The sequence below is a fragment of the Acinetobacter sp. 226 genome (assembly GCF_048147925.1).
GTDB classification, from domain to species: Bacteria; Pseudomonadota; Gammaproteobacteria; order Pseudomonadales; family Moraxellaceae; genus Acinetobacter; species Acinetobacter pecorum.
In genome coordinates this window covers 135,326-147,728 of sequence record NZ_JAYWYX010000004.1, presented here as the reverse complement: position 1 = coordinate 147,728, position 12,403 = coordinate 135,326, and the positions used below count along the sequence as shown (strand labels likewise).

General features: G+C 40.8%; 9 protein-coding genes, 1 tRNA gene and 1 pseudogene. 1 reads left to right on the top strand and 10 read right to left on the bottom strand.

Translation table 11 applies throughout. From position 1 onward, the window contains the following. Positions 1 to 82 precede the first annotated feature (82 nt). Positions 83 to 667: pseudogene (locus VXP95_RS02865) on the bottom strand (alpha/beta fold hydrolase); the annotation flags it as partial. Positions 668 to 936: 269 nt separating this feature from the next. Between VXP95_RS02865 and ddlA the strand changes: the two are divergent. After that, complete coding sequence (gene ddlA / locus VXP95_RS02860) at positions 937 to 2,028, top strand: D-alanine--D-alanine ligase (RefSeq protein WP_416705260.1); 1,092 nt, start codon at positions 937 to 939, stop codon at positions 2,026 to 2,028. Positions 2,029 to 2,318: 290 nt separating this feature from the next. Here ddlA and VXP95_RS02855 read toward each other — a convergent pair. From VXP95_RS02855 to efp, 9 genes are all read right to left on the bottom strand, one after another. Next, a protein-coding gene (locus VXP95_RS02855) for an IS3 family transposase (protein ID WP_141667081.1) occupies positions 2,319 to 3,457 on the bottom strand; the annotation gives its coding sequence in 2 pieces (ribosomal slippage) (positions 2,319 to 3,199 and positions 3,199 to 3,457; 1,140 coding nt in all). Between the two features lie 95 nt (positions 3,458 to 3,552). Further along, entirely contained in the window at positions 3,553 to 4,473 is a 921-nt protein-coding gene (locus VXP95_RS02850) for a tyrosine-type recombinase/integrase (RefSeq protein WP_416711365.1), read from the bottom strand. A gap of 180 nt (positions 4,474 to 4,653) precedes the next feature. Beyond that, positions 4,654 to 4,730 (bottom strand) — tRNA-Val (locus VXP95_RS02845). Positions 4,731 to 4,777: 47 nt separating this feature from the next. After that, positions 4,778 to 6,769 carry a transglutaminaseTgpA domain-containing protein gene (locus VXP95_RS02840; RefSeq protein ID WP_416711364.1) on the bottom strand — a complete coding sequence of 664 codons (1,992 nt, stop codon included), beginning with the start codon at positions 6,767 to 6,769 and terminating at the stop codon, positions 4,778 to 4,780. Positions 6,770 to 6,785: 16 nt separating this feature from the next. Next, the gene (locus VXP95_RS02835; protein WP_064095458.1) at positions 6,786 to 7,691 is read right to left on the bottom strand and encodes a DUF58 domain-containing protein; all 906 of its coding nucleotides are present in this window, start codon (positions 7,689 to 7,691) and stop codon (positions 6,786 to 6,788) included. Positions 7,692 to 7,703: 12 nt separating this feature from the next. Next, the gene (locus VXP95_RS02830) at positions 7,704 to 8,666 is read right to left on the bottom strand and encodes an AAA family ATPase (protein ID WP_171254920.1); all 963 of its coding nucleotides are present in this window, start codon (positions 8,664 to 8,666) and stop codon (positions 7,704 to 7,706) included. A gap of 400 nt (positions 8,667 to 9,066) precedes the next feature. Next, on the bottom strand, positions 9,067 to 9,372 hold the full coding sequence (locus tag VXP95_RS02825; protein WP_171254926.1) for a YbdD/YjiX family protein: 306 nt from the start codon (positions 9,370 to 9,372) through the stop codon (positions 9,067 to 9,069). 7 nt (positions 9,373 to 9,379) lie between these two features. After that, positions 9,380 to 11,479: a carbon starvation CstA family protein gene (locus tag VXP95_RS02820; RefSeq protein ID WP_064095460.1), complete on the bottom strand. Its 2,100-nt coding sequence runs from the start codon at positions 11,477 to 11,479 to the stop codon at positions 9,380 to 9,382. A gap of 171 nt (positions 11,480 to 11,650) precedes the next feature. Beyond that, positions 11,651 to 12,220: an elongation factor P gene (efp, locus tag VXP95_RS02815; RefSeq protein ID WP_064095461.1), complete on the bottom strand. Its 570-nt coding sequence runs from the start codon at positions 12,218 to 12,220 to the stop codon at positions 11,651 to 11,653. Positions 12,221 to 12,403 lie beyond the last annotated feature (183 nt).

The following is a 12,403-nucleotide window of genomic DNA, read 5'->3' as shown; positions in this document are numbered from 1 at the left end:
TGTGCTTGACTTGGAAATGTCCATATAGGACATTTCTATTTGGTTATTAGGTAGGACATTTCTACTTGGGAATAACACCAAGCTAATTTTGGGCTTTTTCTTGACTAAGTAAAAATTTGGACATTAAACGTGTTGCCCAAGAAGTCGTTTTAAACATTCCCTCATAAAAACCACAATGGTTCCCCCTTCTTGTAGTCACTACAAGGATATTTGGCATCTTCATAATGGCTTGTTTATAAGGTTCCAAATTTTTAATATGACAAACAGGATCATCTTCTGCATTTAAAATCATTAGGGGGATTTTAATATTTTCAAAAACATAAATTGGGTTAGAGGCTTTGACATAGCTTTCATACTCAGAAAATCCAGCCATTTTAAAGTATGTTTTCTCAAATTCGGCTAAAGTTTTGACATGCAAGATTTCCTCCCATTGCGGTATTTTCTGCCATATTTCTTGATGGGGCAAAACAAATTTTCGTATGAGTTTCTTAGTCATGATTTTACTATAAACAGGATGAACATTTTTAAATCCTAGTTCAGTGTTATAACCTGGACAAAGGGCAAATGCAGCCTTAATTGGTGTTTTTTCAGCCTCTTCACCTAAGTACCGTATTAATAATCCTGTTCCGGCAGAAGAGCCTACTGCATATAAATCAGAATTTGGAAATTTTTCTCAACCGATGTCATTATGAGCGTAAGACGATTCAACCGATGTCATTTTTCAATAAATGATTTTTTAGGTTCAAGATCCATCACAAGATTGTTATTCTCAAATAGAAATGTTCTTTTTGGATATTTCTATTTAGAGCTTACACCTTATCTTCGCATAAAAGATTTTATGCCAAATAAGTGAGGTTTATATATCAAAATCATATCAATGACACTAAGTTATTGCAGTGGTATGTTGTTATTGATAAATCTTTTTATGGGAAAAAAATGAAAAAAAATGTAGGAATTATATTTGGGGGGAAATCAACAGAACATGAAGTATCCCTTCAATCTGCAAGAAATATTGTTGATGCTATAGATAAAGAAAAATTTGATGTGACACTGATAGGAATAGATAAAGATGGAATTTGGCATCTTAATGAAAGTACTCAATTTCTATTAAACTCAGATGATCCAAACCTTATAGCCTTACATCCATCTGGAAGAAATTTAGCTTTTATTCCTGGAAAAAGTGAAAAACAAGTTATTGAATTTCAAAATAAAGCTATATCACAGTTAGATGTAATTTTTCCTATTGTTCATGGAACACTTGGAGAAGATGGTTCATTGCAAGGGCTATTAAAAATGGTAAATTTGCCATTTGTAGGCTCTCAAGTATTAAGTTCTGCTATATGTATGGATAAAGATGTATCAAAGAGATTATTACGAGATGCAGGATTAAACGTTACACCATATATAAAATTAACCAAACGAAATAGAATAAATATAGATTTTGAAGTTGCTTGCTCCAAGTTAGGTTTACCATTATTCGTGAAGCCTGCTAATCAAGGATCATCAGTTGGTGTTAGTAAAGTAAATACTGTAGAAGAGTTTGAAATAGCTCTGGATACAGCATTCAACTATGATCATAAGGTATTAATTGAAAAAGGTATTAATGGTAGAGAAATAGAATGTGCTGTTATTGGAAATTACAAACCTATCGCTAGTGTCTGTGGTGAGATCGAGTTATCAGATAGTTTCTATTCTTATGAAACAAAATACATTAATGAAAAAGGCGCAAAGGTAACAATACCAGCCAATATATCAACTGAATTAAGTAAAAAAATTCAAGATATAGCTATCAGTGCATATGAAATTCTGGAATGTACAGGACTAGCAAGAATTGATGTTTTTTTAACAAAAGATGAAACTGTATTTATTAATGAAATAAACACTTTACCGGGTTTCACGAATATAAGTATGTTCCCTAAGTTATGGGAAGAAAGTGGATTGAGCTATTCAGACTTGATCACTTGTTTAATCGAATTGGCTATAGAGCATCATCGAGAACAGGAAAAAATTCAAAATACAGTATTTTAGCTAAAATCAACATAATACATGTTATATGAAATGCTTTATTTTATTTTCTATAAATCATCTGTTTAACTTGAGTCTTTTCAGGGTTCAGCACACTGGAACGGCTCTTTATTGATTTTTTATGTTTTCTACCTATTCTTTGAGTAATGTTCCACAATTACAATCAGGTATTTTAATTATTTAACTCTTTTGATAATCCTTTTAAAAATTACAACCTATCAAAATCTAAAAAATATTAATTTTCTAAAAAAGTCGGTGTGGACTGCTCCCAGTATCTTAGACATGAGATAGCCTCATTTTGAAGCTGTCTCGAATGCTTCTGGGCTCATACCATCGAGGTGCGAATGACGCCTGATTCGATTGTAGAACATTTCGATATAATCAAACACATCCGCACGAGCCATTTCTCGTGTTTTATAGATTCTCTTTTTAATTCTTTCCTTCTTTAAACTGCTAAAAAAAGATTCAGCAACAGCGTTGTCCCAACAGTTTCCTCTGCGACTCATACTGGGAATTAAATTATGCTTTTGACAGAATTTCTGCCAGTCTCCACTACTGTATTGTGAGCCTTGGTCTGAGTGTATGATCACAGGTTCATCGGGTCTGCGTCGCCATACTGCCATGAGTAGTGCATCAAGAACGATATCCTTAGCAAGAGTTGGTTTCATTGACCAACCGATCACTTTTCTCGAATATAAATCAAGCACTACAGCCAGATATAACCAGCCTTGCCAAGTCCGAATATAGGTAATATCAGTTACCCAGGAAGTATTCGGAGTATTCACAACAAACTCTCTATTTAAATGGTTGGGTGGCACAATCTGAGGACGACCACGGCCATAACTTTTATGCTTCTTGTATCCTCTAACTGCTGCAATACCATTGTTTTTCATGATCTTCAGTACACGATTCGGGCCACAGCCTTCACCTAGTTCTTTAAGATCCAAAGTAATGCGACGATAACCATAAATACCATAACTAGCATCATAAGAAGATCGGATGAGCTGTAATAACCGTTTATCTTCAATAGTTCTGCCTGATTCGGGTTCATGCAACCAAGCGTAATAACCAGCACGAGCAAGCTTTAAAACCCGACACATCGTTTTAATCTTAAATTGATTACTGTACTCAAGAATAAACTGATACTTTACTCGGGCAGACTTGCAAAGTACCTTGCGGCCTTTTTTAGTATGTCCCGTTCCTCTTCAGTTTGTCTAAGTTGACTTTTAAGACGGAGGATCTCTTTCTTTGCTTCGAGCAATTCATGTTCATCAGGGTTGTTGCGTAAAGGCTGTATCGCCTTTAACCATTTATAAATACTGTGTTGTGATACACCTAAACGTTCCGCTACATCAGTGACAGAATATCCTCGTTCAGTAATTAATTTTATAGCTTCGTCTTTAAATTCTGGGGTATATCGTTGTCCACTCATAATGTTTTCTCCTGTGCAAAAAGAATAGACGATATTTGTCTAGGAGAGTGGTGGCAGTCCAATATCTAACTAAAGAGTGTCTACAAAATCGGTGGCTATTCAAACTCAGATTCGGGCTGAATCTCCTTGAGTTCTTTTAGAAGTGTGATCGCTTGAGCAGGCAAAGGTACTTGATGCTCCAGACGAGTTTTAGTCGTTGCAGCGGGTTTGCTCCACAATGCGTTCTTAAGATCGAACTGTTCCCACTTAGCACACCTTAATTCACCAGGGCGTGGAAAAAGCAGAATCATTAACTCTAAACCAATTCCAATAGCACGTTTTTTATTGTCGCGGATTCTTTGCAATAAAACTGGAAGATCTTCAATACTAATAAAATTCATATTTCCTGATTGATATGTATCTAAATGCTTAGTGATACCTTCCAGCGGGTTGGAACTAATTTTTCCTTGAAATTTTGCCCAGTCATAACAGCCTCGAACATAGGACACCAGTTTCTCAATTTGTGTATGAATGCCTAAATTACGCTGTAAGCCCTGAAAGAAATCAAACCACTCTTTCGCACTAATATCGGTATAACTACGCTTTCCAAAGCTTGGGATGATATGTTTATAGATCGATTTCTCTGCTTTCGTATATGTTGCTTCTCCCCATTTCGTTGACTTTGTATCTAGCCAATCCCGCATGAGATTCTGAAAATACAAACTCTCTAGTTCTCTTTTCTCATTCAGCAATATTTTCTTTGGTTTTAATTCTTCGCCTTTTGACAAAGCTACATTATATTCCTGTGCTTTTTGACGAGCGAGTTTTGCACTGACTTTAGGGTATGCGCCAACGCCGATCCATGCCCATTTCCCTTCAGCATTTTTATAGCGAAATTGCCAGTTTTTTACACCAGACCTCTTCACCAGAAAATATAAACCCGCGCCGTCGAGTTCACGGTAGTCTCTGTCCTCAGGTATTAAAGTAGCGAGAACTTTCTCGCTGAGTGGTCGTTTCTTTATATCTTTGCGGAACATATCTATTACCGTGTATCACCGAGTTAGATTATTAGACAGTGATACACGTAGTGATACAAGCTAGCGTCAGTTCTGGAGAAACATACCAAACTACCAAAAACAAAAAACCTCCTAAATCGTTGAATTTAGAAGGTTTTCTGCTCTATACAACCCTATAGAAAGCTGTATAAAAAATAATCTTGGTAGGTATAAGCAGACTCGAACTGCTGACCTCTACGATGTCAACGTAGCGCTCTAACCAACTGAGCTATACACCTAGAATGCTTGGCATATTATAAATTTTTTCTCATGAAGACAAGCCTTTTCATTTAGTTTTTAAAACATCCGCACAAGTTTTAAGCAAATCCTTGAATTTTTTCATTTCTTGCTCCGTCATTGTTATTCCTGAATACAGATTTTTTTCAAAAACCTTTATGGCTTGAATAAAGGCAGTCTGGTTTTCAACCTGAACCTGCTGGGATAAACGTAACATCCACTGATGAAAGGTTTCAGCTGGCTGTTTTTTGAAATCGTCAGCTAAAGATTGATTCAACTGTTGAATCATACGATCATATGGAGCTTGAGCTTGTCTTGCCTTCAAATAAATTCTCAAGATGTAGAGGAATATTAGTATACTGATACCAGATATTAGTATAACGACGCTGGAATAGATTGAATCTAGGCCCAATTTCGCTAACCAGCCCTGTTGTGATTCTGCATTATAACCCACCACCTTACTTTGCCATTGGTAGCTGGCATAATCGCTCCAAACACGTATTTTGGTCATCCACTGATTATTCTGTGATGCCCAGGTTGAATTATTTGCCGATACACGTTCATCTTGAGACATTAGATTTTGCATTCCGTTGTCTATACGCTGTGGAGCAATCATAGCGGTTGGATCAAAGCGCTGCCATTTCTGATCAATCCAGACCTCTGTCCAGGCATGGGCATCCATTTGTCGGACCTCCCAACTCATCCGATCCGGGGCCAACTCTCCCCCTTGATAACCTGTGACCACCCGTGCAGGAATTCCAACATAACGCATCAACATTACGAAACTCGATGCATAGTGTTCACAAAACCCCTGACGGGAATTAAATAGGAATTCATCAATCCGGTTTTGTCCCAATTGACCCGGTTTTAAAGTATAAACAAAATTATTCTGCTGATACCAGTTCAAGACTTGTTGCACATAACGACGTGGCTCTTTAGCACTTTGTTCATATAGATGTAATGCCAATTTCTGGGCTCGAGGGTCTAGGCTACGCTGCACTTGAGTATTCATTCGCTCGATATATTGGCTTGGCAGTGTTTGAGGCTCGTATTTTGTACCGACCCATTGTAATGTAATCGGTTCAACGCGTTGCGTAAGCCGTCGCGGTACAATGCTCCAGTCCTGACGGTTATAATAACGGCGTTCCACAGGTATCGATTTTTCCAGCCCCATGATCCAGAACACCGAAGGATCTGCAGCCAGATATTGATAATTCCAGCCTGTAGACACTGCAGATGTATCCATCGATGGTTGCATTAAAGGCTGTTGATTGCTGAAATTGCTGGTCCAGCGCTGCCCATCATATTCATCTAGTACCAGGGCTCGCCAATACAACTCTGAACGTGATGGGAGCTTGCTCACATCACCGATAATCCGGAAAGCAAGGGCACTGGATTGGGACAATTCGGCAATATCACCGGGCGACATGCTGTCGCTAATGCCTGTTACACCTTTGTTTTCTGGAATAGGAATATACCAAAGCGGAGGCAAGCGCGGGAAGAAAATAAATAACAGTATGAAAAATGGAACGGCGTAGAAGACAAACTGGCCCACATGTTTGGCATCCTGTTGCAATGCTGTGCCCAGAGTGGTCTGTTCCTGTTCAAATTCGCTGGTCTGAATCCGGTACAGGCCAATCAGACAGCTGATTAAACACAGTACAATCACGATTGCCATCCCAAATGACTGACTGTATAAGAATGAACTTGCAGCGACAAACAGGGCAAAATTAAACAGGATAATCAGGTCTCGTTTATTTTTGCTTTCCAGTGATTTGGCAAATAAAAATGTAGATAAAACAGCCACTCCTGCATCTACGCCAATAAAACTTTGATAATTCAAATAAATACTGCCCAGTGCCAACGACGTCAGCAGAAAAGTACCAATTTTTGGAAATGGCTGCTGACGCTTCTGATAAATCCAGATACACAGAATACTGATGGCAAAAATTATACTGAGTAGCACAGGAATAAATGCCATTTGGGCGATGAGAATCAGCCCCAGAGTCAGTACAATCGAGGTACAGATTTTTGCGTTCATCGTTTCTTTATCCACTTTAGGCCTGCGCCAACAATTGTTTGGCTTTTCGTAGTTGTTCTTCCCCTGCTCCTTGTGGCAACTCGGCCTGTGGCAAATGCAGGCTATAGGCACATTGCTGCTGCTCGCACTGCTCGACCAGACCCATTACAAATTCAAGTTTTTCTTCATGTGACTGGCTTGGCATATGCTCATAATGAATCTCGATACTGTGTTCATCCTGATATTGTTCAAAGACTTTGACATATAAGCCTTGTCCACGCGCAAACTGCTTCCAGGAGACAGCCTGCAAGGAATCCCCAGACTGATAATTGCGTAATTCACGAAATTCATCCATATCCGGTTCAAAGCGATTAAAGTAATATTTATTTTCAGCCGTAAAAGCTTCAGCCTTAGGAGCAATCCAGGCAGAATGTTGATGATAAAGATAGGTCCAGGCTCGAACCAGACCAAAGGGATAAACCGAATAAATCTGAATGATCGGGTAATCAAACTTGCCACGTTGCTCTGTGTAAAATGGCAGGATAAATTGCTGCTTTGCTGCATTCAGATAAAATTTTGCTATCTGATCTCCTGCCTTGATATATACATATCGCGGACGGAGCTGCTGCTGTTGAAAATAAAAATGTAGATTCAGGCTATTCCCTACCTGACCAATATCATCTGCAATTAATTCAATTTTCAGGTCATGCAATTGTTTGAAAGTCAGATAGAAACTAACACACAGTACGGCACTGATTAAAAAACAAAAACCTAAAATCAGGTTATTGGCATAATTCACTCCGGCCACAAAGGTGATCAAGATCAAAACAAGATACAGATAACCCTGCCGATAAATAAATACCAGAACATCTTTCTGTGAGAGCTGTTTCTGCTGTGAAAATTGAAAGCGTTTGGCCAGCCATTTTTGCCAGGTTCTATCCAAGAGAAAACTCCTTTAGCTGACCGCAACCTGTTGCATGACATTAAAGGCTTCTGCCTCACTTAAACCCAGACGATGTGAAGTCACCGCAACAAATACGGCCTGTACATCATCGGGCGTGACAAAGGCACGTTGCTGAATCAGGGCATGTGCTTGTGCTGCACGCTTCAGGGCCAATAAGCCACGTGTGGAAAGTCCATGTCGTTTTTTACGGGTTTCTTCTGCCAGATCGAGCAGATATTCCTGAATGGCTTCACTGATAAATACCTGATGCGTCAGGCTTTGTAGTTCCAGTATCTCATCTTCAGTGAAAATATGGGTCAGGCTCGCAATCAGGGCAAAACGGGATTCCTGCTGTAATAAAAGTTTTTCTGCATGGCGTGATGGATAACCCAAGGATAAACGCATGAGAAAACGGTCAAGCTGGGATTCAGGTAAAGCATAAGTACCACTTTGAAACAGCGGGTTTTGTGTCGCAATCACCCAGAAGGGTTTGGGCAAGGCATAGCGCACACCATCAATGGTGGCATAGCCTTCTTCCATGGCTTCAAGTAAGGCACTCTGGGTTTTGGGACTGCAACGGTTAATTTCATCTGCCAGTAAAATCTGGGTAAAAATCGGCCCTTGTTTAAACTCAAACCGGTGTTCTTTCTGATTAAACATATTAATGCCGATCACATCACTGGCCAGCATGTCATTGGTAAACTGGATCCGTTGGAACTTCAATCCTGCCAGATGTGCCAGACTGCTGGCTAATGTGGTTTTTCCCAGCCCGGGTAAATCTTCAAACAGGACATGTCCACCCGCAATCAGGCAACAGAGTGCCAGTTTGGTCTGAGCCTGCTTGTCCAGCACAATGGCATTAACTTCTTCAAAAAAATGCTGGATCTTGGGTGAATAACTTGCAATCTTTTGTTCAAGCCCTGTATTGATGTATGCAATGTCGTTATTTTCCTTTTGTTTCATGCCCCAGATCACAGTAAATTCCTTAATAAAACATGGTCTAGGATTAACATACACTGAAATTTAAATTTTCCCAAAAGATCAATCATCTGTCTGTGTAACTGAATAAATACACTCACTAGAAAATACCGGGATAGAAAGAACATACAGAAATGAGATCTAGAAAATAAAAATGACCGCCACAGACAGAGATATTTTTTTGATCAAATATCAAAATACTTATAGGACTTTGCTGTCTCTTGAAAAGACTTATACATAAAGAATCATACTTAAAAGGTATATAAACTCAGATCATTTTTTCGATTTTTATAATTTTTTTGAAAATAGCTCAACTCATGCAATCAGGGTTATTAGGTGGCCTATTCTTTTAGAGAAAAAAAAAGCGCCCCGAAAGGCGCTTGCTGTTACTTAACCATTAACATGGACATTTCTTCATACCACCACCCGCGGATGGATAACGCGAATCTACACAATGGCGATAAAAAGTCTTAGGATCCATCGGTTCCAGATCCGGGTGATGCTTGCGCATATGCTCCACATAGGTCTGATAATCTGGCACACCGACCATCAAACGGAAACTTTGCTGCAAACGTTGCCACAAGGTCGCAATCCGTGACCAGTTTTTCGGATTCAGGATCAAATCCTTCTGCGACATCACGGTCATCTTGATGATTTTATAAATCATCGTTTTCCCGCTTTTGGCAAACTTCAGATTCATAATATTCTCCTTAATGACCTTTCGCTGGCTGAATCTCTTCTGGATCACGATAAATCGCTTCTGCCTCATGCACGGTCGGTACAGGACTTGCCAAGGCACGGCGAATCACACCAATCGCAGCGAACAACATCACAAAAGCTACAATCATGAAGAAAGCACAAAGTGCAGCATTGATCTGGTTCGACATCGCTACCGTCTGCATTTCAGCCATGGTTTTCGCTGGCGCCAGGATTTCATTATTGGCAATTGCCGTGTTGAAACGGTCAGCTTGCGCAAGGAAACCAATCTTTGGATTTTCGTGGAAAATCTTCTGCCAGCCTGCTGTCATGGAAGTGATGAACAGGAACACTGTCGGGATAATTGTCACCCAGACATATTTCTGTTTTTTCATCTTGAACAGAATGACGGTACCGAGAATGAGCGCCATCGCAGCCAGAATCTGGTTACCGATACCAAACAGTGGCCATAAGCTGTTAATCCCGCCCAGTGGATCGACTACGCCCTGATAGACGAAGAATCCCCAGCCTGCCACTGCAACCGCAGTACCCAACAGGTTTCCGAAGAAGTTATGCGACTGTTTCACCGCAGGAATCACGATACCTACGGTATCCTGCACCATAAAGCGACAGGCACGGGTACCAGCATCTACAGCAGTCAGAATAAACAATGCTTCAAACAGAATCGCAAAGTGATACCAGAATGCCATCATTTCACGACTGTTGAAAATTTCGGTGATGATATGTGCCATACCAATTGCAAAGGTAGGCGCACCACCAGTACGTGACAAAATCGAGTTTTCACCAACTTCTTGTGCCAGTAAGGTCAAAGCTTCAGGCGTTACCACAAAACCAAGGGTTCGTACTGCTTCTGCTGCACTTTCGGCTGTAGTACCGAGTAAAGCTGCTGGCGAGTTAATGGCAAAGTAAATTCCTGGATCCAGAATTGCAGCACAGATCAAGGCCATGATCGCCACAAAAGATTCCATTAACATACCGCCGTAACCGATCATGCGGATATCGCGTTCATTGTTGACCAGTTTCGGTGTCGTCCCCGAAGATACCAAAGCATGGAAACCGGAAATCGCACCACAGGCAATGGTAATAAACAGGAATGGGAACATAGAACCTGCAAATACAGGACCAGTACCATCAACGAATTTGGTAATTGCTGGCAGTTTCATTTCAGGCATGGCAAACAGGATTCCCACAGCCAGACCTGCAATCACGCCAATTTTCAGGAAGGTTGACAGATAATCACGTGGAGCAAGTAATAGCCAGACTGGCAGTACCGATGCAATGAATCCATAAATGATCAATGCCCAAGTCAGCTCAGTGCCAGAAAGCGTAAAGAACGGACCCCAATATGGATGTTGCGCGATGTTTTCGCCGTAGATAATGCCCAGCATCATCAGGACAAAACCAATAATCGAGACTTCAGCAATTTTACCCGGTCGGATAAAACGCATGTAGATGCCCATAAAGATCGCAATCGGAATGGTCGCTGCGATACTGAATACACCCCAAGGACTGTTGGTCAGTGCTTTTACCACCACCAGTGCCAGTACCGCCAGAATGATAATCATAACGCCTAAGGCACCGAGCATGACCACAATCCCGGCAAAAGTACCCAGTTCCTGCTTGGCCATTTCGCCGAGTGATCGACCGTCACGACGGGTGGAAATAAACAGCACCAGAAAATCCTGAACTGCACCGGCAAGCACCACGCCGACCAGTAGCCAGATCGTGCCTGGCAGATAACCCATCTGCGCTGCAAGAATTGGACCGACTAGCGGACCTGCACCGGCAATCGCTGCAAAATGATGGCCAAACAGAACGCTTTTATTGGTCGGCACATAGTCCAGACCATCGGCCAGACGATGCGCAGGCGTTAAACGGCGTTCATCCAGCTCAAATACTTTATTGGCAATAAATAAACTGTAAAAACGGTAAGCAATGCTATAGACGCAGGCGGCGGCAAGTACCAGCCAGACTGCATTGACATGCTCACCCCGACTCAGTGCCAGCACTCCAAAGGAGACTGCACCCACAATGGCTACCAAAAGCCAAATCATTTTCGAAGTCAGCGTGGACTTCTTTTGTAAAGTTTCCATTCAATCCCTCATATTGTGATGCATACAAATCAGCGTGATTGTTGTTGTTCGAGGTACTGCTGTTTTCCCTTGCGACTTTACGCCTGTTCTTTTGCTTTTCCTCTAAGACTTTGGCATAAAAAAAGGGATGATTTAAATCATCCCTCTCGATAATAGTCTATTTTCAAACCATTATGCACGTTCTAAATAGTCACCAGTACGGGTATCTACACGAACGCTTTCTTCTTGCTGTACGAATAATGGAACACGTACTACAGCACCTGTTTCAAGTTTCGCCGGCTTACCACCACCGCCAGAAGTATCACCACGAACACCTGGATCAGTTTCAACGATTTTCAATACCACGAAGTTTGGTGGGCTCACACTAAGAGGCACGCCATTCCACAACATGATGGTACATTTTTCGTTAGAATCGTCTTTTAACCATTTTGCAGCATCGCTCATTGCTGTTTTATCAGCTGCGATCTGTTCAAAGGTAACAGGATCCATGAAGTTCCACATTTCGCCATCGTTGTACAAGTATTCCATTTCTACTTCAACGATATCAGCAGCTTCTAGTGAGTCACCAGACTTAAATGTTTTTTCTAACACTTTGCCTGATTTAAGGTTACGTAATTTTACGCGGTTAAAAGCTTGGCCTTTACCTGGTTTTACGTATTCATTTTCCATGATTGAACATGGGTTGCCATCAAGCATAACCTTAAGGCCTGACTTGAAATCATTCGTAGAATAATAGGCCATGACTGGCGCACTCCAAACTTACTAACTTTAATCTATAGATGCTATGGGCTGTTGCGATGTCATTTAGCAAGTCTGACACGAACATGATTTGCCACATGCACATTCATTTGATGTTGCGTATTCTAAATGAGCAATACGTCTTGCCGCAATGAAAAAATCCGCTTTTACCTGCTCAGGCTGTCT